Consider the following 25,136-nt stretch of genomic DNA (forward strand, 5'->3'; position numbering starts at 1 on the left):
CATAACAGCGTCTGCATTACCAGTCAATATCATTCTAACTGTAAACTTGCCTCTCCCCTTCCAAATTCACGCACAAATCCTTAGATTTAGACACACAAACTGATCTAAACCCTACCATGCAAAAACGTATACTTTCGGTTGCGATGTTGATTGCCCTTTCGGGATGTGCTGTGCAGGCGCAGAAATCGTCATCAAAGCAACCTAATGCTACACCCGCCAGTGAAAGGCTGCAGGCTCAACAGAAGAGGCAGCAACTGGAGCAGGCTTCCTTAGCCTCTAACTTAAAGCTTCGCAACGTTGGCCCAACCGTAATGAGTGGCCGCATCACTGACCTGGAAGTTTCGCCTAAAGACCCGACTGTATTTTATGCTGCCTATGCCTCTGGCGGACTCTGGAAAACTACCAATAACGGACAGTCGTTTGAGCCGCTTTTCGATGAGCAGGCCGTGATGACCATAGGCGATATTGCAGTAGACTGGAACAATAATGAAACCATCTGGATAGGTACCGGCGAGAGTAACTCCAGCCGTTCTTCTTATTCAGGGGTAGGTGTTTATAAGAGCACCGACGGGGGCAAAACGTGGCAGCATATGGGCCTTGATGATACACATCATATTGGTAAAGTTCTCATTCACCCGACTGATCCTAATACTGTGTGGGTAGCAGCACTTGGCCACCTATACTCGCCAAACAAAGAACGCGGCGTGTTTAAAACTACCGACGGTGGCAAAACCTGGAAGAAGACGCTGTACATCGACGACAACACCGGCGCTATCGATTTGCAGGTAGACCCGAAAAACCCTAACAATGTATATGCTGCCTTCTGGCACCGTGAGCGCCGCGCCTGGAACTTTGTAGAAGGCGGCAAGTCTTCCGGCATTCACAAATCTACAGACGGCGGTAATACTTGGACGGATATTAGTACTGCCAGCAGCGGCTTCCCCGACAACGAGAATGTGGGGCGTATTGGTCTGAGCCTGTACCCGGGCAACCCGAACATTATCTATGCCTTGGTTGATAATTATGACCGCCGGCCAGCCGAGAAAAAAGCGAATCAGCCGGAGATGCTCGACAACGATCTGTTCAAAGGCATGACAGCAGAGGCTTTCCTAAAACTGGATGACAAGAGCCTGAATGAATTCCTGGACCAGAACCGTTTCCCGAGAGAAATCACTGCCAAAAGCTTAAAGGCACAGGTAAAGAGTGGTGAGCTAAAACCAGCAGCCCTTTACGATTACCTGACCGATCCAACTGCAGAGCGTTACGCCACTGAGGTGAAAGGCGCTGAAGTATATCGCACCGATGATGGCGGCAAAACCTGGAAGAAAACCCACGACAGCTTCATCAACGACATGTACTCCAGCTACGGCTACTACTTTGGTGTGGTGCGCGTGTCTCCGTTAAATCCTGATAAGATCTATATTCTGGGTGTGCCATTGCTTACTTCTGACGACGGTGGTAAAACGTTCCGCAACATCGAAGGCGAGAACGTACACTCCGACCACCAGGCGCTATGGGTAAGCCCTGACAAACCAGGTTACCTGATTAACGGCAACGACGGCGGTATCAACATTACCTATGACGATGGCAAAACCTGGTTCTACGCCAACAACCCATCGGTAGGTCAGTTCTACTCTGTTGCCGTGGATATGGCCAAGCCTTACAACGTGTATGGCGGTTTACAAGACAACGGCACATGGATGGGACCAAGCAACTATAAGTATAGCCTCGACTGGACAAGCCGTGGAAAGTACCCGTACGAGCGTATTGGTGGTGGCGACGGCATGATGGTGCAGGTAGACTGGCGCGACAATAACATTGTGTACTATGGTTCACAATACGGCAACTATACGCGCCTGAACAAAGCAACCGGCGAGCGTACTTTCATCAAACCAACACACAAACTGGGTGAGACACCACTTCGCTTTAACTGGGAATCTCCTATCCACCTGAGCCGCCACAACCAGGACATTTTATACTTTGGCTCCAACAAATTCCACCGCTCCATGAAAAAGGGCGAGGACATGGAAACTTTGTCTGGTGACCTGACTAACGGCGGCCGCAAAGGTGATGTAGGCTACGGCACCCTTACAAGTATAGACGAGTCGCCGCTGCGTTTTGGGTTGCTATACACTGGCTCTGATGACGGTGTGATTCAGCATTCAAAGGACGGTGGTTATACCTGGACGCGCATCTCTGATAAATTACCGCAGAACCTGTGGGTATCTACTGTTGTAGCTTCGGCGCATAAGCAAGACCGCGTTTATGCTTCACTTAACGGCTACCGCTACGATGATTTTACGCCATACCTGTACGTGAGTGAAGACAATGGTAAGAAATGGGAGCGCATCGGCGGCAATCTTCCTATGGAAGCCATCAACGTGGTAAAAGAAGATCCGAAGAATCCGAACCTGTTGTATGTGGGCACCGATCACGGTTTATACCTCTCTTTAGATAGAGGCAAAACGTTTATGGCCATGAGCAATGGCATGCCAGCTGTTTCTGTCCACGACGTGGTGGTACACCCACGTGAGAACGACTTAGTAGTAGGTACTCATGGCCGTTCCATCTACATTGCGCCAGTTGATCACCTGCAGCAACTTACACCAGAGCTGATGCAGGAGAAACTGCACCTATTTGCCTTTAAGCCTGTTAACTACAGTGATCGTTGGGGCAGCAAGTGGGGTGCCTGGGGCGAGGTGATGGAGCCGGAACTGGTAGTGCCATTCTATACCTCAGCAGCCGGTAACACCACCATCCGCATTAAAACCGACAAAGGCCAGGTGCTGAAAGAGTTTAAAGACGAAAGCGAAAAAGGCTTGAACTATGTAAGCTACAATCTGTCTGTAGATGAGGCTAATTCCAGAGTTTATGAGACCGCTCTGAACACAGGCAAAAAAGAAGGTACTGAAAGTATAAAAGTAGCTCCTGCCGATAACAAGGTAATTTACCTGCAGCCGGGCAAGTATACCGTGGAGGTAGAAAGCAATGGCGTTAAGAAGACGCAGGAATTTACCTTGAAAGCTCCTGAGAGAAGAAGCAGAGGATAAATTATACTTGGTTAAACTATTGAGAAGAGGCAGCTGTTATGGCTGCCTCTTTTTGTTGTAACCTGTCGTGAATAGTTTTCAGTTGGTGTAAACTCACCCCTACCCCTCCCAAGAGGGGAATCATTACTATTATGCGAAACTCCCTTCTTGGGAGGGTAGGTAAACGTAATTTTGGTTAGATAATTAAATTTTTTAAATTATTTCGTAGGGACAGGTCGCGACCTGTCCGTGTTTTGGCTATGAACAGCCATTGCTACATCACTCCCCAGGTTATTCAATGATTTCAATGCTATTTCAGGTTTAGTAACTGCTATAGCTATGTGGCTAAAGCCGTCGTTCGGACAGGTCACGACCTGTCCCTACAAAAGGCCAAACGTAGCGTAGGTATAAATAGGAAACCTGAGGAAGCATCCCTTCGAAGTATGGATATGACTAGTTATGTAACAAATCCGCTTTCAGACTGAACTACTTTACACCTGAGCCGCCACCCCTTATTTTAGGCCCTTCACCATATCATCATCACTTAATAGCAACACACTTACCTGGCTCAGAGTAAACCCCAAGATGTTGCCTTGTAATAATGTCGCATTACCCTGTAAACGTCTGGTGTAATTCAGACAAACTCAGGGTATACGAACCAGTGTTGTGACAGAATGACATAAAAAATGGCACGATTCACCCTTGGCACAAGGGTTGTTATACTACTGGCAACAGAAAAATTGAATTGAGGAACTATATAATAAAACTATAGAATGGGAAAAATAATAGGTATTGACTTAGGTACAACCAACTCTTGCGTTGCCGTAATGGAAGGTAACGAGCCGGTGGTTATACCAAACAGCGAAGGCCGCAGAACTACTCCGTCTATCGTTGCTTTCCTGGATAACGGAAACGGCGAGCGTAAAGTAGGTGACCCGGCTAAACGTCAGGCGATAACGAACCCGCAGAACACAATTGCTTCTATCAAGCGCTTTATGGGCCACAGCTACAACGAAGTTAGCGAAGAGGCAAAGCAGGTATCTTACAAGGTACAGCAGGGTAGCAATAACACCGTGCGTGTTCAGATCGGCGACAGAGAATATACGCCACAGGAGATCTCTGCTATGGTACTTCAGAAAATGAAGGCTACTGCAGAAGATTACCTGGGTACAACAGTAACAGAGGCGGTAATTACCGTACCTGCTTACTTTAACGACGCACAGCGTCAGGCTACAAAAGAGGCCGGCCAGATTGCAGGCCTTGAGGTGAAGCGTATCATAAACGAGCCAACAGCAGCAGCACTTGCTTATGGCTTGGATAAAAAGCACAAAGATCAGAAGATCGCAGTGTTCGACCTTGGCGGTGGTACGTTTGATATCTCCATACTTGAGCTTGGCGATGGTGTGTTTGAGGTACTTTCTACGAATGGTGACACGCACCTTGGTGGTGACGACTTCGACGCTAAGATCATTAACTGGCTGGCAGAGGAGTTTAAAAACGACGAAGGCGTAGACCTGCGTAAAGACCCAATGGCGCTGCAGCGTTTGAAAGAAGCTGCTGAGAAAGCAAAGATCGAGCTTTCTTCTTCTAACGAAACAGAGATCAACCTGCCATACATAATGCCGGTTGACGGTGTTCCGAAGCACTTAGTGCGCAAACTGACTCGCTCTAAATTTGAGCAGCTGACTGACGACTTGATCCGTCGCTCTATGGAGCCTTGCAAGAAAGCGCTTCAGGATGCAGGCCTTTCTACTTCAGACATCGATGAGGTGATCTTGGTAGGTGGTTCTACGCGTATCCCTAAAGTGCAGGAAGAAGTTGAGAAGTTCTTCGGCAAAAAGCCATCTAAAGGTGTTAACCCGGATGAGGTTGTAGCAGTAGGTGCTGCGATTCAGGGTGGTGTATTGACAGGTGAAGTTAAAGACGTACTTCTTCTTGACGTAACGCCGCTTTCTCTTGGTATCGAGACTATGGGAGGTGTGATGACTAAGTTGATTGAGTCTAACACAACGATCCCTACTAAAAAGTCTGAGACTTTCTCTACGGCATCTGACAACCAGCCGTCTGTAGAGATCCACGTGTTGCAGGGTGAGCGCCCAATGGCGAAAGATAACCGTACCATCGGCCGCTTCCACTTGTCAGATATTCCGCCAGCGCCACGCGGTGTTCCTCAGATCGAGGTAACATTCGACATCGACGCCAACGGTATCTTGCATGTAACAGCACGCGATAAGGCTACAGGCAAAGAGCAGAAGATCCGTATCGAGGCTTCTTCTGGTCTGAGCGAGCAGGAAATTGAGAAGATGCGCCAGGAGGCAGAAGCTAATGCAGAAGCTGATAAGAAAGCGAAGGAGGAGATTGAGAAGCTGAACACAGCCGACTCTATGATCTTCCAGACTGAAAAGCAGCTGAAAGAGTATGGCGATAAGTTATCTGCAGGCAACAAGTCTAATATTGAGAATGCATTGACTGAGCTTAAAACTGCACACGGTTCTAAAGACGTGGCTGGTATCGACAAAGCTATCGAGAACCTGAACAATGCATGGAGTGCAGCCTCTCAGGAGATGTACAACGCTACACAGGGTCAGGGAGCTGATGCAGGTGCAGGCGCAGCTGGTGGCAACGGCCAGCCAGGTGGTCAGCAGCAGGCTGATGATAGCGGCGTAACCGATGTAGATTACGAAGAAGTAGACGGCAATAAATAAGCTGAAGCTTTAAGTATAAAGTATAAATCCCCTGTCGAGATTTCGGCAGGGGATTTTTTTGTTTGCTTGGAATTAGCTAACATAGTGTAAACAAAATATCTACCCTTTTTATGAAACGACTTATACTACTTGCCTGCTGCACTTTTATACTTGCAGAAGCCAGCGCACAGGATACTGGCAAATCCTTTTTTGTTACAGCAAGTGCAGGTGGCAGCTACCATAAAGAAAACCAGTTTTCGAAGTCCACATCTTTGCAGCTAAGTACAAGTATAAACTACCTGCTTAAGGAACGATGGGCTTTGGGTTTAGCGGCAGAGAATACCCGTGGCACCATAGAGACAGGCCAAAAGTCTGCGCCAATTAATAGCGGCACTGGCTACACTAATTTCTATAGCGCTGCCGAAACTAAGCTAAAGACATGGTTTTTAGGTCCGCAGGTGCGGTATTACCATCCCTTAACCAGTAAACTATCAGCTTTCGGCGAAGCACAGGCAGGATTATACTTTCAGGCTGCTGAAACCAAAAGTAATTCTGAATCTTATTACTATAGCCCCGGAGGTTATTCTAACCCTTCTGGCACTCCTACTGCAAAAAGCTACAGTGATTCGAAAAATGAAGCACTTTCTGTGAGAGCGGTAACGTCTCTGGGCCTGGTTTACTTCCTGAAGCCACGGTTTGGCCTTGAGCTTAAAACAAGTGTTCTATACTATAACCATGGCCTGGACGACAGCAGACTACCGGACGGGGCAGAGCAGGCAAAGAATTTAGATTTCGACTTAAGTTTAGCTAACTCAAGATTTGGAGCCAGCTTTTATTTCTAATGCTGCTAAAACAAACAGGGCCACTTTTTAGGTGGCCCTGTTTGTTTTATACTACTATACTTAGTCCAGATCTCTGTCCCCTCTTTTCAGCTCCTCCACAGAGCGCATTACCTTATCCTTCAGGCCGGTTTTATACTTATCCAGTTTATCAGCTACAGCAGCGTTTGATGTTCCAATTATCTGCGCAGCAAGTATACCAGCATTCAGTGCACCATCCAAAGCAACAGTAGCCACAGGAACACCACCCGGCATCTGAAGTATAGACAGCACAGAATCCCAGCCATCGATAGAGTTGCTCGATTTTACCGGCACGCCAATCACAGGCAAAGTAGTGATAGAAGCCACCATACCCGGCAAATGCGCAGCGCCTCCGGCTCCGGCTATAATCACTTTCAGGCCACGCTTTTTGGCGTTCTCAGCATACTCGAACATGCGGTGCGGCGTGCGGTGCGCTGAGACAATGGTAAGCTCGTAAGGTACGCCTAAAGTCTCCAGAACTTCGGCGGCAGCGTCCATTACTTTAAGGTCGGACTGGCTGCCCATGATGATGCCAACTAAGGGTTGCGTTGAAGTTTGATCGGCCATGATTTATGCTTTTACTTTGATTACGTTTTTAACTTGTTCGGCACGCTCCTGCGCCTCTTCTACATCTTTACCCAGCACCGTGATGTGCCCCATTTTGCGGGCAGGGCGGGTATACTTTTTACCGTACAGGTGGATGTAAACTCCCGGTACAGCCAAGGCTTCCTGCAGGCCTTCATACCTTGCCTCGCCGTCGTAGCCAGGCTCGCCTAAAAGGTTCAGCATAACGGCAGCGCTTTGAATTTCGGTAGAGCCCAGGGGCAGGTTAAGTATAGCACGCAGGTGCTGCTCGTACTGCGAAGTATAATTTGCCTTTATAGTATGATGCCCACTGTTATGCGGACGCGGCGCCACTTCATTTACCAGTATCTGTCCATCTTTTGTCAGGAACATCTCCACGGCAAGTATACCCACCATATTAAAGCTTTCGATTACACGAGTGGCAATCTCAATGGCCAGGCGCTGTAGTTTGTAAGGCACATTGGCAGGTGCAAAAAGTGAATCTACCAGGTTGTGCTCCGGATGAAAGCTCAGCTCCACCACCGGGAAAGCCGTTACCTCGCCGCTTTCATTACGCGCCACGATCACCGAGATCTCCTTCTCAAAAGTAACCAGCTTCTCCAGCACCGAAGGCTCTTCAAAAGCATCCAGCGTATCTGCTACACCTCCCAATCTTTTTACTCCTCGGCCATCATAGCCTTCTCGGCGCAATTTCTGAAAGGCGGGTAAAAAGTGCAGGTTATCCTCCAGTTCTGCCTTGTCTTTTAAGATCAGGAAATCCGAGGTAGGGATGTTATGTTTCTTGTAGAACTCTTTCTGTAGTCCTTTGTCCTGGATGGTTCGTACTGTCTGGGCATCAGGATATACTTTAACCCCCTCCTGCTCCAGTTTTTCCAGCGCATCGGCGTTTACGTGCTCTATCTCAATCGTAATGATATCGCAGTTCTTCCCGAACTCATACACCGTTTCAAAGTCGCGGAAACTGCCCACATAAAACTCGTTGCAGATGTCTTTGCAGGGTGCGTTCTCATCGGGGTCAAGCACTAAGGTGTAAAGGTTAAAATCAAGCCCGGCCTGCATCAGCATTCGGCCAAGCTGGCCTCCGCCTAGTATGCCCAGTTTTACTTCTCCTTTCATAGGTATGATTTGTTTGAGGTGATCGTTCATCAAAAATAAGGATTATACTTTAAAACGGCTTCAAAAACCCGGCTTTAGCAACAAAGCTTTTGATTTACATCTATTAAAACCTATATTTAAGGCTATACTTTGCTCACCACAAACGCTTTCATGGAAATCATACTTGCCACTTTTTCTGCCCTGTTCTCTGTAGTTAATCCCTTTGGGGCCATGCCGGTGTTTCTTACTCTTACCCAAGACGATACACCAGCCAGCCGCAACCAACAGGCGCTGAAGGCATGTCTATATATGGTGGGAATTCTGGCAGTTTTTTTTCTGGCAGGGCAGTATGTGCTCAACTTCTTTGGCATCCGCATCCACGACCTACGTATTGCCGGTGGTCTGATGATCATGCGAGCAGGTTTCGACTTGTTAACGCCTGGCGCCAATAAAAAGAAAATATCCCCGGAAGTAGTAGAGGAAGGGCAGCAGAAAGAAGACATTTCGTTTACGCCGCTTGCCATGCCCATGCTCTCTGGTCCGGGTGCCATTGCGATAAGTATAGGATTGTTTACTACTTCCCTGTCTTACCTCGACATGGTTTTTATACTTATCGGGATCATTATGCTGGCAATCGTAAGCTATATTATTCTGCGCTTCTCGCACCAGCTTACCCGCTATATGGGTAAATCCGGCCTGGCAGCCCTCTCCAGAATTATGGGCTTTATAGTGCTTTCCATTGGAGTTAATTTCATCGTCTCTGCCCTGTTTGCACTGTTCTTTACAGAGCGGTAATAAAAGAATAATCACCCTTCGTAGGGACAGGTCGCGACCTGTCCGAGCTATGGTCTGTAAAAGAAGTAAGGGCCTTTGATATGGCAGAATATCTATAACATTCATGTTAATCATGAAAATTCTGGTCCATCCCGCAAATCCTGATTCGGACAATGATTCATGCACGATTAGGACAGGTCGCGACCTGTTCCTACAAATTATTCACGACATATTTAACCAATCCACAACAGCAGCTTAACCCACAGATAACAGTAAGGCTATACTTTTGCCGGCGAGTACAGCATAAAACTATGGAAATCTTACTGGCCACTTTCTCGGCGCTCTTTACGGTGGTAAACCCTTTTGGCGCAATGCCGGTTTTTCTCACCCTTACCCACGACGGCTCCCCTGCCAGCCGCAACGAACAAGCCCTTACATGGCACTTATACTCTCTGTGTTCTTCCTTGCCGGGCAGTATTTGCTTAACTTCTTTGGCATCAGGTTATCGGATATTCGCATTGCAGGTGGTCTGATGATCATGCGTGCAGGTTTTGAGTTGCTAACCAGCAAGGCCCATCGCGGCAAAAGAATGTCGAAGGGAGTGCTGCGGGAGGGCCTGCAGAAAGAGGATATCTCGTTTACGCCACTGGCCATGCCAATGCTCTCGGGACCCGGCTCTATAGCGGTAAGTATAGGCATGTACTCCAGCACCCTCTCCTATACTGGTTTAAGCCTCATTATACTTGCTATTATACTTGTAGCCGCCGCCTCCTTTGTTATCCTAACTTTTTCTCACCAGTTGGTGTCGTATATGGGTAAGTCCGGCCTGTCGGCCTTGTCGCGTATCATGGGCTTTATCGTGCTTTCTATTGGCGTAAACTTTATTTCTACGGGCATACTTTCTTTACTTAACAGCTAACTTTCTACCCGCTACTAGCGTTCAGCCAGACTATTGATGACAACAATCATCTTCTGACTATCGGCAATTTTGTCTTATCTTTGCGCCATGCAATTAAAAAACGATCTTCTTATCAGAGCTGCCAAAGGCGAGGTGGTAGAGCGCACCCCGGTTTGGCTAATGCGCCAGGCAGGGCGAATTTTACCAGAGTACAGAGCAGTACGCAACAGCCTGAGTGGCTTTAAAGAGCTTGTAGAAACACCTGAACTGGCCGCAGAGGTTACCATTCAGCCAGTGGATATTCTGGATGTGGACGCTGCCATTATTTTCTCTGACATCCTGGTGGTGCCGGAGGCAATGGGTTGTACTTACGAGATGGTTGAAAAACGCGGACCATTGTTCCCAAAAACTGTTCGAAACGAAGAAGATCTGAAGCAACTGCGCGTTGCCGACCCGCACGAGCATCTGAACTACGTGCTGGAAGCTATTAAAGTAACTAAAAGAGCACTAAACGGACGTGTGCCGCTAATTGGCTTTGCCGGTGCACCCTGGACCATACTTGCCTACATGGTAGAAGGCAGCGGCTCCAAAACGTTTTCGCAGGCGCGTGGCATGTTGTACACCAACCCAACATTAGCACACCAGTTGCTGCGCATGATAACCGATACTACTACTGCCTACTTAAAAGCACAGGTAGAAGCAGGCGCCAATCTTATCCAGATTTTTGACTCGTGGGCAGGTATACTTTCTCCGGCGCATTACCGTGAGTTTGCTTTGCCTTACATCTCTGAGATTTGCGATGCTATTAACGAAGTGCCTGTAACGGTGTTTGCCAAAGGCGCTTTCTTTGCACTGGAAGACTTTAGCAAACTCAACTGCGAAACCATTGGCCTTGACTGGAACATGGATATAGCAAAGTCGCGCAAAGATGTAGGACCAAATAAAACGCTGCAAGGCAACATGGACCCATGCCTGCTCTACAGCTCGTTCGAGACCATTGAGCGTGAGACGAAAAACATGCTAAAGGAGTTTGGCCCTTACCGCCACATTGCCAACCTGGGCCACGGCGTTTACCCGGACACAGACCCTGAAAAAGTAAAATGCTTTGTACAGACGGTGAAGGAATACAGCCACACCATGAACAAATAGCTTTTACCGGCTGCATATAAAAAAGGAGGGCCTGCTATACTTTAGCAGGCCCTCCTTTTTTATACTTACACCTTTTATCCCACTGCCAGATGCGTATCAGGATATCTATGGTTAATAGATGGCGCTTTGGTACTAAGTGCAAGGGCCAGGGTTAGCGTACCTACCCTACCAATGTACATCGACATGATAATAACAGACTTTCCTCCATCAGACAAACCTGCTGTTATACCTGTACTTAGTCCAACTGTAGCAAATGCCGACACCTGTTCAAAGGCAAGACGCATAATATCAAACTGCGCATCAGTAATAGATAGCACAAATATGAAGAAGATATTAAGCACTGCCGCGAACGTGAAAATGGAGAAAGCCTTGTAAGACACATAGTGCGGAATAGTGCGGTGCCCAATTTCCATATTGCGCTTGTTCCGGATGGTGGCCAGCACCGAGATAAGTATAACTGTAAACGTTGTCGTTTTTATACCACCGGCTGTTGACCCCGGCGAGCCACCTATAAACATCAAGAAGATGAACATCAGCAGCGTAGGCACATTAAGTGCGGATATGTCTACACTATTAAAACCTGCTGTTCGGGTTGTTACGGATTGAAAGAATGAAGTAACCAGTGCCTCCGCAAAGTTTAACTCAGACAGTGTGTTGTAGTACTCCAACAGGAAAAAGCCTACTGTACCTAAAAAGATAAGAGCCGCAGAAGTATAAATGGTTATCCGTGAAAGCATCTTCCAGTTCTTCCAGGGAGCATTTAAGCGTTCCCGCATAGCTTTCGGCGACAGCACATCCAGTATGGTAGGGAAACCGATACCCCCAAAGATGATAAGCATAGCCACCACCAGGTGCAACACATAGGCGAATCTTACCGGCTCTGTATAAAGCCCCATCGGGTAAAGTGAGAACCCGGCATTACAGAACGCAGACACGGAGTGGAAAATTGAGTAGAACAGCTTTGTGCCCAGATTCTGAAATTCTGCCGATGGCCCCCAGGATGCGAAAATAACGGCAGCCCCGATAGCCTCTATGGTAAAAGTCAGGAAAATAAGCTTTTGAAGCAGGCCTTTTGTAGAGTAAAGCGACTCACTCTCCAGCAACTCGTGCATGGCTACGTGCTGCCTTACTCCCACTCCCTGGCGCATAAGCGAGGCAAAGAACGTGGCAAAGGTTAGAATACCCAAACCACCCATTTGTATGAGCATCAGCAACACCACCTGCCCGCCAAACGTGAAGTAAGTACCCGGATCAACAACTGCAAGACCGGTTACGCAGGAGGCGCTGGTAGCCATGAACAAGGCATCAATAAAACGCATCCCCTCCGGCGCATTCGTCATTTTGGGTAGCATAAAAAGGCCTGTACCCAGCAAAACAAGAAAGACAAAGCTTAGCAGGAACGTGATGGAAGGTTTGATCTGTACTGCCTTCAGGTGCACCCTTGTTTCGAGCAACTCTACGATCAGCAGCACCAGCATGTACAGCGATACCATTACCCGGTACAGCTCCACAGAAAGCGGAATACCTATACTTTCGAACACATTGTACACCACAGGTATACCCAGCATGTAGGTACCCACCTGGTTTATGAATACAATGGCCATCAGCATCCCTTCAAACCAGGTGCGTTTCAGGAACTTTACCCGCTCAAAAGCATAAAGTATGCGCAGGAAGTAGATAATAACAAAGATGGCAAGTATACCATCGATGGCATAGTACAGGTTATGTAACCTTACTGGGCTTTCTACCACACCGTGGGCATAGATAAGCAGGCCTACTGCCAGGAACGCCATCACATAGGTAGTGCGGCGCATAATGGCGTAGGCTGTTAGCTTACTGCCGTAAAGTATGCGGTTAAGCGTTTCTGTATTCATGCTTTTCGAAAAGCTGGATATGTTTAGCCTCCTCAAACAGGCGCTTTTTATCTACTGGTACCACCCCTACTTGTTCGCACACTAAGCCTCCGCCCAGGTTGCTAAGGCCCGCCAGAAACTGCGGAGATGTACCCAACGCCATACACAGTGCAGCTATACTTATTACCGTATCTCCTGCACCAGACACATCTGAAATGGCTCTGCGATGCGCTTCAATGTAAGTTTTTTCGTTGCCGTCGGCTATAAATACACCTCTTTCTGAAAGGGTTACCAATACCTGCTCGGTTTGCAAAGATTTCTGCAAAGTAGCTACGGCACTTTCAAAAGCATGCAGGTTTTCGTCGGCGAAGTCAACTTTAAGTCCTTCGCGCAGCTCTTTCAGGTTTGGTTTGAAAAGCGTGCAACCCACAAAGCTTAAGAAGTTCTTCTTTTTAGGATCTACCACACTTGGGATACTCTGCTCGTTGGCCAGTTCTATAAAGCGTTTTATGTTGGCTTCGGAGAATACGCCTTTGTCATAGTCTTCAAAAATCACTACATCAGCCTTTTCCAACAGCTGTATAAAACGTTCTTCCAGATGGCGTTCTTCGTGCTCTACCAGGTTGTGCTCTATCTCGGAGTCAACGCGCAGCAGTTGCTGTGCGCCTGCAATAATACGGTGCTTGATGGTAGTTACCCGCTCCGGGCTCTGTACAATGCCTTCCGTAGAAAGTCCTTTATCTTCCATTAACCGGATGTAGTCAGCACCATCCTGGTCGTCGCCGATAACAGAGCAAAGCAGCGGCGTAGCTCCCAATGCCTGAATGTTTAGCGCCACGTTGGCAGCGCCACCCAGGCGTTTTTCCCGCTTTACAACGTTTACAATCGGCACAGGTGCTTCCGGCGAAATGCGTGTAGATTTACCCCACAGATAGGAGTCAATCATCACATCCCCTACTATCAGAACTGTAAGCTTATCAAAGGCAGAAAACAGTTCTTCTATATTATTGATCTGATTCATTACTGAAGTTTTGCCAGGCTGTTTTTAATGCGGCGTAGCGCCTCAACCAATTTCTCATCGGAAGTGGCATAAGAAAAACGAATACACTGCGGAGCTCCGAAAGCCTCTCCGCTAACTACTGCCACATGCGCATCCATCAGGATAAACATGCTTAGGTCAAGTGCAGAGTTGATCACTTTGCCATCGTAGCTCTTGCCGAAGTACGCGCTTACTTCCGGGAAAATATAAAAGGCACCAGAAGGCACATAGGTTTTAAAACCCGGGATGTCCTGCATCAGGTCCAGCACCAAGCTGCGACGGCGACGATATGCCTCTGCCATCTCCAGCGAAGACTCATTGCCACCTTTTAATGCAGCAGCAGCTGCTTTCTGGGCAATGGAGCAGGTACCGGAAGTAATTTGGCTCTGCATTTTATCGCAGGCAGCGGCAATATCTTTGTGCGCTGCCAGGTAACCAACGCGCCAGCCCGTCATAGCGTAGCCTTTAGAAAATCCGTTGATAGTGATTACTCTGTCACGAACAGATTCGATGCTGGCTATACTTGCATGCTTGCCTTCAAAGTTGATGTACTCATAGATCTCATCAGCAATAACATATACGTTTGGATGCTTCTCCAGCACCTTACCAATCTCTTCCAACTCCTCTTTGCTGAACACAGCACCTGTCGGGTTGCATGGTGAAGAATACATGATCAGCTTTGTGTTAGACGTGATCGCTTTCTCCAGTTGCTCTGCTGTTACTTTGTAGTCGTTCTCAAGGCGGCCCATCAATGGCACCGGCGTACCTTCTGCCAACTTCACGATCTCCTCATACGATACCCAGTAAGGCGAGAAAATAATTACTTCATCTCCAGGATTTACTAGGCACAGCACCGCATTGGCTATACTTTGCTTGGCACCAGTTGATACCACAATGTTCTCCGGAGCAAAGTCCAGGTTATTATCACGCTTAAATTTCTTGGCGATCTCCTGGCGTAGCTCTGGGTAACCAGCTACCGGTGTGTAAAAAGTAAAGCCCTCATCAATAGCCTGTTTGGCAGCATCTTTTATGTATTGCGGCGTCTGGAAATCAGGTTCGCCAAAGCTCAGGTTGATCACATCATGCCCTTGTGCCGCCAGCTCACGTGCTTTTTTGGCCATGGCAATAGTCTGTGACTCCGACAAAGCAGAGATTCTATCTGAAAGTATGGTATTTACCTCTTCGAGTTCGTGCATAAGTAGTTGTAATTAAGCCGGCAATTTACTCATAAAGCCACAGACTTTCCAGAAAAACAACCGAAGCTTTGTTTTGGGTTGGGAATGGAGTAAAAGTGTTGGCTAAAGCCAGTGTTGATTTAATCTCAGTACCGGGTCCAACCACCCCTGGCCCCTCCTTATCCAAGGCGGGGAATAATGCTGTTAATACTTCCAAAGTATAAGCTCTGTGGCAACTGCTTAACCTCTCTTTTAATATTATTTTACTTAAAAGGGTAATAATAAAGAAGGACGGTTTCAACAAGAAGGGAAGGAGGAGTAGTAAGTAAAAGCTCCCCGCCTTGGATAAGGAGGGGCCAGGGGTGGTGGACCCGGTATACCAGAAAACAAAAAGGTGCAGCCTTACAACTGCACCTTTCTCAAAAGCTTCTTAGCTTATACTTTATACTTTGCCGTAAACAGTACGCTCTACTATACTTCGGCCAAGGGTTACTTCATCGGTATACTCCAACTCTCCGCCTACCGGCACACCGCGTGCGATAGTGGTAATGCGTACATTGTGGTCGCGGAGCTTACGTGTGAGGTAAAAAGCAGTGGTATCGCCTTCCATAGTTGGGCTGATGGCTAACAATAGCTCCTTTACCTCTGAATTAGGCAGGCGCTCCAGCAGTGAGTCTATGTGCAAATCTGATGGGCCAATACCCTCGATTGGGGAAATAACGCCACCTAGTACATGGTACAAACCTTTATACTGCGATGTGTTCTCAATTGCAATTACATCACGGATATCACTAACAACGCACAACAGGCTTCTGTCGCGGAGCGGGTTAGCGCAAATACTACAGATCTCGGTATCAGAAATGTTATGGCACTGTTTGCAGTGCTTTACTTCAGTGCGCATCTTCACAATGGCCTCAGCCAGAGAGAAGCTTTCCTCCGACTCTTCCTTGAGCAGGTGCAGTGCCAGACGGAGCGCAGTTTTTCTTCCTATGCCGGGTAGCTTTGCCAGCTCTTCCACGGCATTCTCAATTAACTTCGACGGAAAATTCATTTAACCTCCTAAACTATTCAATGTCCGCCGACAGTTCTTTTTGGTGCAAGGCGGTGCACATGCCTTTCAGCTCGTCAAAAGACCCTACTTTAACCGTGCATTTACCTTTATAGTGAATAAGCATCGTGCATTGCTCTGCCTGCTCTGCTGTGTGGCCGCATACTTTAATCAACGTCTCGATCACGTGGTCAAACGTGTTCACATCATCGTTGTAAACTACCAGGTTGCGCAGGTCTGTCGTTTCCTCCAGTAAGGCAACATCAAAATCTTCCTTATGTAAAATATCTGTCTCCCAATTCATAGCACAAAAATACGTAAAACAATGCACTTAACGAAGCAATACCCTAAGTATAAACCGTTTCTGCCGGCGGTGCCTCTACTTGCAAAAGGCATAATTATAAACAATCCTGCAGGGGGTATAATTCCTTACATTGTAAAGTAATTCAGGTGTGGTTAATGCGATGGCACAGGTGCTGAAAGGGCCCATTTTTTGCTATCTAAGCATATTCGTGCTTTCTTGCATGTTGTAAACGCTAATATTCAAACCCTCAAGCTAAATGATCATATCTAACCAACTAAAAAGGTTTGCTTTCTTGTTCGTGCTCGTGGCTGCGTCTCTGCAGGCACAGGCCCAGGACAAAATGCTGACCATGGAAGACGCCATCATTAACCCGGCGCTTCAGCCGGAAAACCTGCGCCAGTTAACCTGGATGGTAGGCTCCGACGACTATACTTACATCAAGCAAAACAACGGCGAGCAGGTGCTGATGCGCGGCAATGCAGCAGGAGGCAAAGAAAGCGAGCTGCTTGCCCTGAGCAAACTAAGCAGTGCACTTGAAGGTGCCGGCGCAAAAAAGTTAAATAGTTTTCCGCAGGTACAGTGGGCTGACGCCAACACCATGGTACTGAACACGCAGTACACTGTTTACCACTACAACCTGAAAACTGGCAAAGCAGAGGCTGTAACAAAGTATGATGCAGCTGCCGAAAACACGGAACTGGACCCAACCTTAAAGCGCATAGCCTACACCAAAGATTATAATCTGTATGTGTCTGCACCGGGTGCACCAGATGTGGCTGTTTCTACGGATGGCACGGTGGCATTGGTATACGGACAGGCTGCGCACCGTTCAGAGTTCGGCATTACCAAAGGTACATTCTGGTCGCCAAACGGCAAGCAGCTGGCCTTTTATCGCATGGACCAGGGCATGGTAACTGATTACCCCTTGGTAGACGTTGCCCCGCTTCCGGCAAAGCAAAATGCCATAAAATATCCGATGGCCGGAGGCAAAAGCCATCATGCAACTGTGGGTATCTACAACCTCGACACCAAAGCCATCACTTACCTTAAAACAGGCGAGCCGGCAGAGCAGTATCTCACAAACATTACCTGGAGCACGGATGGTAAGCAACTGTATGTGGCTGTGCTTAACCGTGACCAGAACCACATGAAGCTGAACCAGTACGATGCCGCTACAGGTAACTTTGTAAAAACGCTTTTTGAGGAGAAGCACGAGAAGTATGTGGAGCCGGAGCACGGTTTATACTTTGCACCGGGCAAAGACAATAGGTTTGTTTGGGTGAGCGAGCGCACCGGCTTCGACCATTTATACTTGTACGACACCAACGGCAAGCAAATCCGCCAGCTGACCAAAGGCAACTGGATGGTTACAGAAGTACTTGGCTTTAACAAAAAAGGTGATGAGCTATACTATACTTCCACTGCCGAAAGCCCGCTGGAGCGCCATATTTACAGCGTAAACCTCAACAACGGCAAAAGCAAAAAACTGTCGCAGGGTAAAGGCACGCACATAGCCAACCTCAGCCCTGATGGGAATTATATTATCGACAACTTTAGCAGCCGTGATGTTCCGCGCAAAATAGCGATACTGAACAACGACGGCAAAGTAACACAAACGCTTTTAACTGCCAAGAACCCGCTTACAGCCTATAAACTAGGCGAGACAAGTATAGTTACTCTTAAGGCAGAAGACGGAACGGTGCTTTATGGCCGCATGATCACACCGCCGAACATGGACAAGAGCAAAAAATACCCGGTGGTGGTGTATGTATATGGTGGACCGCATGTGCAGCTGGTAACGGATAGCTGGCTGGCAGGTGCTAACCTTTGGATGCATCTAATGGCACAAAAAGGATACGTGGTATTTACTTTAGACTCGCGCGGCTCCGGCAACAGAGGTCTTGCGTTTGAGCAGGCCATGTTCCGCCAGATGGGCACACCGGAAATGGCCGACCAGCTGAAAGGTGTAGAATACCTGAAATCATTGCCTTACGTAGATGCAAATCGCCTTGGCGTGCATGGCTGGAGCTATGGTGGCTTCATGACCACTTCCCTGATGACGCGCACGCCAGACGTGTTTAAGGTTGGCATAGCAGGCGGCCCGGTTATCGACTGGAAGTTCTATGAGGTAATGTACACCGAACGCTACATGGACACGCCGGAGCAGAACCCGGAAGGCTATAAAGCTGCCAGCCTGCTTAACTATGTTTCTAACCTGAAGGGCAAGCTCCTGATGATCCATGGCACTGTAGACGATGTGGTAGTATGGCAGCACAGCCTGCAGTATATAAAGACAGCTGTAGACAATGGAATACTGTTAGATTACTTCGTTTACCCGGGCCATCCGCACAATGTACGAGGCAAAGACCGCGTGCACCTGATGCGTAAAGTGACCCAGTATTTTGACGAAAACCTTTAAAATTCATACTTTTGCAGAGAGCCGCTCTTTAACGGAGCGGCTCTTTATACCTTTAGCTGCTTTTTACCGTAGGCTTTTTAACAGCCTCAGAAACGGATCGACATGAACAAAAAAGCAAGCTCCCCTCTGCCCCACCCGGCAAGCAGAGCGGTTAGTAAAAAACAACTGTCGGACAGCAATACTGATAATACGTATTGGCTTTCTCAGCCTCCGGCGGCCCGTCTGGCTGCCCTGCAACAGCTGCGAAACCAGTATAGACTACTAGTAAAGATGGAGCTGACAAACATTTTTGAAGATTTCGTTAAAGAGTTAAATGCCTGCCAGGCAGAGTACATGGTTGCAGGCGGATTTGCAGTAGCGCTTTACGGCTACCCGCGCTACACAGGCGATATTGATGTCTGGATAAACCCCACACCGGAGAATGCACAAAGTGTGCTTAAGGCCCTTAAGCAGATAGGTTACTCTGAACAGGACGTAAACCTGGAAGACCTAACTACTCCTGAGATTGTGGTGCAGTTTGGTTACCCTCCCAACAGAATCGATGTAGCTACTGGCTTAGCCGGGGTCGAGTTTAGTGCGTGCTGGAACAGAAAGTCCGTAATTCCGTTTGGTGATACGATGGCTAACTTTATCAGCCTCGACGACCTGAAACAAAATAAACAGGCTACAGCCCGGCAGCAAGACCTGCTGGATCTACAAAAACTTTCTGACTAACGTATGCCCGCAGTATCATCGGCCTTTCGCCAGGCAGTTAAAAAGCTAAGCGACAAAGAAAAAGAAGCCATCATCTTAAAAGCTGCCCGCCGCGATGCCGAGCTCTACGATCTGCTTTCCTATGAAATACTAGAAGAGGTTACGCTGGAAGAGGTATATGAGCAAAGCGCTGATAAAATTCATGAATTGCTGATACACGCCACCGGCCGCAGCCTTACAAAAGCTTTGGCAAAGGCGCTGCGAAAAGCGATAAAAGAGATTGCCCGCTTTAAACGCATCACCAAAGACCAGAAAGCAGAAGTAGACCTTCACCTCTATACGCTGCGCCTTATCTTCAGCAACTTCACCGGCCAGTTCGACAGTTACTACAAAGGCTTTTATACTGCCACTGCCCGATTGCTGCTGCGCACCATGCAGCTCATCCGCAAAAACCTCCACGAAGATTACCATCTGGAGTATAAATCTGAGCTGGATGAGTTTTTAGAGCAGATGCATAGCCGTAAAAAGCCATTGCCGGTTACTTTGCCACAGGAGTTCGAAGTGGAGTAAGTATTGATCCACAGATTAGATATCTTGCTGGTGTAGCCTATTCAGAATTCTACAGCTTACTAACCTTCACATCCTCCAGGTTTATCTCCGACACTTTCTCCAGCTTGCCAGCCTCAAAAGCCTTATCGAAGTTCTGCAGCGGGAATTTTTCTTTTGAAGTATAGTTGATGTAATCCTGAAACAGAACGTCTCCAACTTTTCTTGGATTAACAGCCTCCCGGAAGCGGGTGCCTCTGGAACCGTCTTCTTCCTTAAAGCTGTAGGCCAGGTAATCCATGGTGTGGTTTTTCTGATGGAACCAATACACGTATTCATCCTCATAGTCTTCGCCGCCGCCTTCCTGGGCAAACGTAACTTTAATTTTGTGGTAGGGCTCGCCCTTTAAGGTTGCTTCTCCTAAATACTCCTTTTGCACAGCAGCATCGTTCAGGAAGTATGGCAGCAACGCAAAGTATACCACACTGTTTATAGAAGAAGTGAAAGCCTGCTGTCGTTCCTCTGGCAGTTCTACCTCCACATCATTGGCAGTCCGCTTAAAGCCGCTGTTGCTCATTACATCGTGCATGCGCTGGCCTGTAGAGTCGTCGGTGAAGGTGCGGCTGTAAACGTAAGCGCCCTGATCGCGGAGTGCACGGTACTGTCTGTCTCTAAACTTAAAGGTAACAACGGCTTTATCAAGATTCTGTCCGCCATGCGCTGCAATAGCCTGGTCCACTAGCTGCTGTGTATCCGGTGTTTCCTTTTTTTCACAGGCACTCAGGAAAAGTATGGCAAGTATAAACGAAGTATAAAGCAGGGTCTTTAGATGTTTCATCGGTTTAATAGCTGTAAAGGCCAAAGGTATAAAAGCCAGTGCCAATAATAAACAAAAGCCGCTACAGGTTTAACCCTGCAGCGGCTTTTTATACTTTATATCTGAGCTATGCTCTCTTTATTACTGCTTTGCAGTTACATCAAGTGTTACAACAAAATCATCGTAGATAGCTTTGTCGCCCAGGTTATCGAAGAAGCTGTTAGAGCCGTAACGCACGTCATACTTGGCGCGGTTAATCGTTACATCACCTTTAGCAGACGCTACACCGTTTTTAACAGTGATTGTAGCCGGGAAGCTGACCTGGTTCGTGATACCTTTGATTGTTAAGTCGCCGGTTACAGTATGGTTTGGCTGGCCAGCAGCAGCTTTTGCTATTGGCTTAACACCTGTGATCTTGAAAGTAGCTGTACCATGCTTCTCTACGCTGAAGAAATCGTCAGACTTCAGGTGGCCTACAAGCTTCTGATTGTACTCTGCGTCTTTAATGTCAGTACAAGCGATAGAGTTCATGTCGATCACGAAAGTACCGCCAGTTACTTTATTGCCATCTATCAGCATCTGGCCGCTCTTCAGGCCGATAGTACCCATGTGCTCACCGGTCACTTTTTTAGCATGCCACTTCAGGTCGCTTTTCGCAACGTCAACTTTAAAGGTACGTGCCTTAGCAGGAGCAGCCACCTCAGTGGTTGCAGTAGCTTTTGGAGTAGTACCAGCTGTAGCCGCAAACATTACAGCTGAAGCCAATGATGCAAGAATTACTAACTTTTTCATATCTATACTTTACTATTATAATGGTAATTATTTAAATTCTGTATTGTTATCCCCTGACCTTATCCAGCAGATTGCTGAGTTGCATAGCCTCCTCTTCAGTAAGGTTTTTAATGCCGGTTACTTCGCCGCCTTCTTTGCCTTCCATTTGCTTTAGCAAATCCAACCCTTTGTCAGTGATAAGTACATCCACTGTTCTGCGGTCGGCGGGGCACTGCTTGCGTGTAACCAAACCTTTTAGCTCCAGCTTATCCACTATTCTTGATGCATTAGAAGTTTTATCCAACATGCGCTCAATCAGGAGGCTAATTGTTGCCGGCTCCGGATGCTGCCCTCTTAAAATGCGCAGGATATTAAACTGCGGGAGCGTAACTCCGAACGGCTTAAAAAATGCAGCCTGCTGCTGCTGTAGCCATCCCGAGGTATACACCACATTGATAAAAGCCTTCTGGTGCGCGCTTTTAAAAGCTTTCTGCTTTATCTCGTCTTCAATCTTCATAGAATTAAAGTCTATCATAATGCTGATGCAAATATATGTACATACATTTAATGTACAAACACATCAACAGAATTCATTTAAAAAAGTTTCAAAAATTTAAATAATTACCAAACCCTAAAGATAAGGATTAGTTTTAATTGCGGGCAAAAAGCTGCTGTGGCTATTTGAGGTAGAGGATGCCGTTCTGCTCTTTTACCAGCTTAAAGGGTTCTTCGGTTAACATCAAGAACCCGTCCAGGTTTGCAAAGTCGAAGCCACTGCTCAGTTGCATGGCGCACCAAATACCCAAAGAGGTTTCCACCATCGATCCGATCATGGTCATGAGGCCATACTTGCGGGCAAGGCGCAGCAGGCGCACCGCGTTCAGGTAACCTCCGGCTTTCATCAACTTAATGTTTACCCCATGAAACTCCTCACGCAGTAGCTCAAAATCTGCTACATCAGTTACGGATTCATCTGCAATAATGGGGATAGGTGTCTGGTTTTTGATATGGGCATAAGCATACCCCATAGAAGCAGGCATGGGTTGCTCTATAGAAACTACGCGGTCACTGTCCAGGGATTTAAGAAAAGACAGAAGCTTATCGGGGTCATTCCAGCTTTCGCTGCCCTCCAGCATTAGGGGCCGCTCTGAAGTATGCAGCACCTGGTTTACAAGTTCTGTGTCGGTATCTGGTGTAACTCTTAATTTAAGGCAGCAAAACCGGTTTACACGCTGCTCCTGCATAAATGTTAAGGCTTGCTCCGGCTCCATCGCCGGCAGCGAAATGCAGGTAGGCTGCTGGTGCGGTGGGCGTTGCCCCAGCAATTGGTTTACAGGTATGCTGTGCACCTGGCAGAAGTAGTGTAGGTAAGCCGCCTCCACGGCAAAGCGAAGCGAACTGACAGGCTGATGCTCCAGGAGCAGTTGCAGCAGGTCGTCCATATCTTTTACCTGCGCCAGTCCCGCCATCAGCAGCACCTTGTACTGCTGCAGCAAAAGCTCTGGCGTTTCTCCGAACCTGAGTTGCGGAGCAGCCTCTCCAAAACCGTTTAATGTACCATCCGACACCTGCACCAGAAAGTTGATCCTCTCCTGACCGGAGCAACCCGCTACCTTGGTGTTATACTTTAGTGTCAGGTGCAGCGCCTCTATGTGCCATGTTAGCATACATCTCAAATGTAAATTATACTTGCATACGTGTTTGGCCACAGAAAAACTACCCAAACAATACAATTTTAGCTGCTCACCTTGCCTGCCGGGTTAAGCCATTAAATTTAGTTTGTGAATAGGTATGGCAGCTATTTGCTAGTGTACATTTTGCTCCTATATTTGCTAAGTTATTAGAGGTGTGCACCTACGGCAGTTTTGTTTAACCAATGCTCTCTGAAAGGTCCGGCTACAATAGCGCTTTACCCGGCAGTCGCAGCTTTGCCACCCTGCCCATACTGTTTTTTTATGAAAAAATCTTTTTTACCCCTGGCTACGCTGGTAACCATTACTATAGCGGCCATCCTTACTGTACTGCAACAGTATAATATTATCTCTTTATCGGCTGATTTGCTGATGGCTGTGCGTTGGGCAGGCATAGGCGTTCTGTTGATGTACGGGGTGCAAAAGCGCTCTCTTACTACCTGGATCCTGATAAGTATGGTGTTGGGAGCTGAGATCGGATATGACTTCCCAAGCTTTGCCACGAACCTGAACGTGCTCAGCAAGGTCTTCCTGAAAATGATCAAGACCATTATCGCGCCGCTTATTTTCGCCACACTGGTGGTAGGTATTGCCGGCCATTCTAACCTGAAGCAGGTAGGAAGTATGGGGTGGAAAGCCATCGTATACTTTGAGATTGTAACAACACTTGCCCTATTCATTGGTTTGGCTGCGATCAACATTAGCAAAGCCGGCGAAGGCATCAGCATGAACCTAGCCGAAGTGAACGATGAAATTGCCCCTGTAGCCAAACAATCTGCCTCTGATATTATACTTCACGTGTTCCCGGAGAACGTGGCTAAATCCATAGCCGAAGGACAGGTACTGCAGATTGTGGTATTCAGTGTGCTGTTTGCAATTGGTCTTGCCATGGTAACAGAGAAAAAGCGCAAGCCGATGCTGGATTTCTGCGAGAGCCTTTCTGAAACCATGTTCAAGTTCACGAACATCATTATGTACTTTGCGCCTGTGGGTGTAGGTGCTGCTATTGCTTACACAGTGGGTCATATGGGTCTGGGTATTCTTGTAAATCTGTTCCAACTGCTTGCTACCCTTTATGTGGCGCTTATCGCCTTCGTGCTTCTAGTATTACTTCCGGTTGCCCTTATTGCACGCGTTCCAATCAAACGTTTCCTACAGGCGATTTCTGGTCCGGTTTCAATTGCCTTTGCCACAACAAGCTCTGAGGCTGCCCTGCCACGCGCTATGGAAGAAATGGAGAAACTGGGTGTGCCGCGTAAAATTGTTGCCTTCGTAATGCCAACCGGCTATAGCTTTAACCTGGATGGTACTACTTTATACTTAGCCCTTGCCTCTGTTTTCGTGGCGCAGGCGGCTGGTATTCCGCTTAGTTGGGAGCAACAATTAGTTATGGTGTTTACCCTGATGCTGACAAGTAAAGGTGTTGCCGGTGTGCCGCGTGCATCGTTAGTTATACTTCTAGGCACTGTTGCCTCTTTCGATTTGCCTGTTTGGCCAGTGTTTGCCATACTTGGTATTGATGAACTGATGGACATGGCCCGTACTTCTGTAAACGTAACCGGTAACTGCCTTGCAACTGCCGTAGTAGCACGCTGGGAGGGTGAATTTAACCCGACTCCTGAAATTGGCCTGGTAGATACAACTAACCCTGAGTTGGCAGTAGAAACTCCTGCAACAGAAGAGAGAGAAGCTGAACTAGTTTAAGC

21 protein-coding genes and 1 pseudogene are annotated in these 25,136 nt (G+C 47.5%); 10 read left to right on the forward strand and 12 right to left on the reverse strand.

The annotated features are described in order from the left end of the window. Nucleotides 1–116 precede the first annotated feature (116 nt). The 3 genes from H8S84_RS11300 to H8S84_RS11310 all read left to right on the forward strand — a co-directional run bounded on the left by H8S84_RS11300 (nt 117) and on the right by H8S84_RS11310 (nt 6,555). A complete protein-coding gene (locus tag H8S84_RS11300) occupies nt 117–3,050 on the forward strand; it encodes a WD40/YVTN/BNR-like repeat-containing protein (RefSeq protein WP_187067454.1) in 2,934 nt (977 codons plus the stop codon). Nucleotides 3,051–3,802: 752 nt separating this feature from the next. Beyond that, nucleotides 3,803–5,734, forward strand: a complete 1,932-nt coding sequence (dnaK, locus tag H8S84_RS11305; RefSeq protein WP_187067455.1) for a molecular chaperone DnaK — start codon at nt 3,803–3,805, stop codon at nt 5,732–5,734. 110 nt (nt 5,735–5,844) lie between these two features. Continuing rightward, entirely contained in the window at nt 5,845–6,555 is a 711-nt protein-coding gene (locus H8S84_RS11310; protein ID WP_187067456.1) for a hypothetical protein, read from the forward strand. Between the two features lie 60 nt (nt 6,556–6,615). Here the strand turns inward: H8S84_RS11310 and purE are convergent, their stop codons facing one another. Both purE and H8S84_RS11320 read right to left on the reverse strand, forming a co-directional pair. Further along, entirely contained in the window at nt 6,616–7,140 is a 525-nt protein-coding gene (gene purE / locus H8S84_RS11315) for a 5-(carboxyamino)imidazole ribonucleotide mutase (protein ID WP_187067457.1), read from the reverse strand. A 3-nt stretch (nt 7,141–7,143) separates the two neighbouring features. Further along, a complete protein-coding gene (locus H8S84_RS11320) occupies nt 7,144–8,274 on the reverse strand; it encodes a 5-(carboxyamino)imidazole ribonucleotide synthase (RefSeq protein WP_187067458.1) in 1,131 nt (376 codons plus the stop codon). A gap of 129 nt (nt 8,275–8,403) precedes the next feature. Here H8S84_RS11320 and H8S84_RS11325 point away from each other — a divergent pair, with 129 nt between their 5' ends. The 3 genes and pseudogenes from H8S84_RS11325 to hemE all read left to right on the forward strand — a co-directional run bounded on the left by H8S84_RS11325 (nt 8,404) and on the right by hemE (nt 11,074). Continuing rightward, complete coding sequence (locus tag H8S84_RS11325) at nt 8,404–9,048, forward strand: MarC family NAAT transporter (protein WP_230407150.1); 645 nt, start codon at nt 8,404–8,406, stop codon at nt 9,046–9,048. A 350-nt stretch (nt 9,049–9,398) separates the two neighbouring features. Next, nucleotides 9,399–9,946 (forward strand): annotated as a pseudogene (locus H8S84_RS11330) (MarC family protein). An 87-nt stretch (nt 9,947–10,033) separates the two neighbouring features. Next, the gene (gene hemE, locus H8S84_RS11335) at nt 10,034–11,074 is read left to right on the forward strand and encodes a uroporphyrinogen decarboxylase (protein WP_187067459.1); all 1,041 of its coding nucleotides are present in this window, start codon (nt 10,034–10,036) and stop codon (nt 11,072–11,074) included. Between the two features lie 74 nt (nt 11,075–11,148). On the opposite strand, the gene H8S84_RS11340 is transcribed toward hemE, so the two are convergent. The 6 genes from H8S84_RS11340 to H8S84_RS11365 all read right to left on the reverse strand — a co-directional run bounded on the left by H8S84_RS11340 (nt 11,149) and on the right by H8S84_RS11365 (nt 16,493). Further along, complete coding sequence (locus H8S84_RS11340) at nt 11,149–12,948, reverse strand: TrkH family potassium uptake protein (protein ID WP_187067460.1); 1,800 nt, start codon at nt 12,946–12,948, stop codon at nt 11,149–11,151. Then, complete coding sequence (locus H8S84_RS11345; protein ID WP_187067461.1) at nt 12,929–13,948, reverse strand: bifunctional heptose 7-phosphate kinase/heptose 1-phosphate adenyltransferase; 1,020 nt, start codon at nt 13,946–13,948, stop codon at nt 12,929–12,931. Before H8S84_RS11345 ends, H8S84_RS11340 begins: the two co-directional genes overlap by 20 nt. Next, on the reverse strand, nt 13,948–15,162 hold the full coding sequence (locus H8S84_RS11350) for a pyridoxal phosphate-dependent aminotransferase (protein WP_187067462.1): 1,215 nt from the start codon (nt 15,160–15,162) through the stop codon (nt 13,948–13,950). Before H8S84_RS11350 ends, H8S84_RS11345 begins: the two co-directional genes overlap by 1 nt. Nucleotides 15,163–15,187: 25 nt before the next feature. Beyond that, complete coding sequence (locus H8S84_RS11355; RefSeq protein ID WP_187067463.1) at nt 15,188–15,358, reverse strand: hypothetical protein; 171 nt, start codon at nt 15,356–15,358, stop codon at nt 15,188–15,190. 225 nt (nt 15,359–15,583) lie between these two features. Next, nucleotides 15,584–16,192, reverse strand: coding sequence for a recombination mediator RecR (gene recR / locus H8S84_RS11360; protein ID WP_187067464.1), 609 nt, complete (start codon nt 16,190–16,192; stop codon nt 15,584–15,586). A gap of 13 nt (nt 16,193–16,205) precedes the next feature. Then, nucleotides 16,206–16,493, reverse strand: a complete 288-nt coding sequence (locus tag H8S84_RS11365; protein ID WP_187067465.1) for an ATP-dependent Clp protease adaptor ClpS — start codon at nt 16,491–16,493, stop codon at nt 16,206–16,208. Nucleotides 16,494–16,749: 256 nt separating this feature from the next. Between H8S84_RS11365 and H8S84_RS11370 the strand changes: the two genes are divergently transcribed. From H8S84_RS11370 to H8S84_RS11380, 3 genes are all read left to right on the forward strand, one after another. Continuing rightward, nucleotides 16,750–18,912, forward strand: coding sequence for a S9 family peptidase (locus tag H8S84_RS11370; protein ID WP_187067466.1), 2,163 nt, complete (start codon nt 16,750–16,752; stop codon nt 18,910–18,912). A gap of 102 nt (nt 18,913–19,014) precedes the next feature. Beyond that, entirely contained in the window at nt 19,015–19,626 is a 612-nt protein-coding gene (locus tag H8S84_RS19990) for a hypothetical protein (protein ID WP_222621647.1), read from the forward strand. A 3-nt stretch (nt 19,627–19,629) separates the two neighbouring features. Further along, nucleotides 19,630–20,175, forward strand: a complete 546-nt coding sequence (locus H8S84_RS11380; protein ID WP_187067467.1) for a hypothetical protein — start codon at nt 19,630–19,632, stop codon at nt 20,173–20,175. A 49-nt stretch (nt 20,176–20,224) separates the two neighbouring features. Here the strand turns inward: H8S84_RS11380 and H8S84_RS11385 are convergent, their stop codons facing one another. The 4 genes from H8S84_RS11385 to H8S84_RS11400 form a co-directional block, all read right to left on the reverse strand. Continuing rightward, nucleotides 20,225–20,989, reverse strand: coding sequence for a DUF6503 family protein (locus H8S84_RS11385; protein ID WP_187067468.1), 765 nt, complete (start codon nt 20,987–20,989; stop codon nt 20,225–20,227). Nucleotides 20,990–21,109: 120 nt separating this feature from the next. Beyond that, complete coding sequence (locus tag H8S84_RS11390) at nt 21,110–21,760, reverse strand: YceI family protein (protein WP_187067469.1); 651 nt, start codon at nt 21,758–21,760, stop codon at nt 21,110–21,112. Between the two features lie 46 nt (nt 21,761–21,806). Then, nucleotides 21,807–22,256, reverse strand: coding sequence for a MarR family winged helix-turn-helix transcriptional regulator (locus H8S84_RS11395; RefSeq protein WP_187067470.1), 450 nt, complete (start codon nt 22,254–22,256; stop codon nt 21,807–21,809). A 160-nt stretch (nt 22,257–22,416) separates the two neighbouring features. After that, nucleotides 22,417–23,406 carry an enolase C-terminal domain-like protein gene (locus H8S84_RS11400; RefSeq protein WP_187067471.1) on the reverse strand — a complete coding sequence of 330 codons (990 nt, stop codon included), beginning with the start codon at nt 23,404–23,406 and terminating at the stop codon, nt 22,417–22,419. A 288-nt stretch (nt 23,407–23,694) separates the two neighbouring features. On the opposite strand from H8S84_RS11400, the gene H8S84_RS11405 reads away from it, so the two are divergent. After that, nucleotides 23,695–25,134 (forward strand): dicarboxylate/amino acid:cation symporter, encoded by a 1,440-nt coding sequence (locus tag H8S84_RS11405; RefSeq protein WP_187067472.1) that lies wholly within the window; start codon nt 23,695–23,697, stop codon nt 25,132–25,134. Nucleotides 25,135–25,136: the final 2 nt, after the last annotated feature.

The sequence above is a fragment of the Pontibacter cellulosilyticus genome, assembly GCF_014306105.1.
Classification (GTDB): domain Bacteria; phylum Bacteroidota; class Bacteroidia; order Cytophagales; family Hymenobacteraceae; genus Pontibacter; species Pontibacter cellulosilyticus.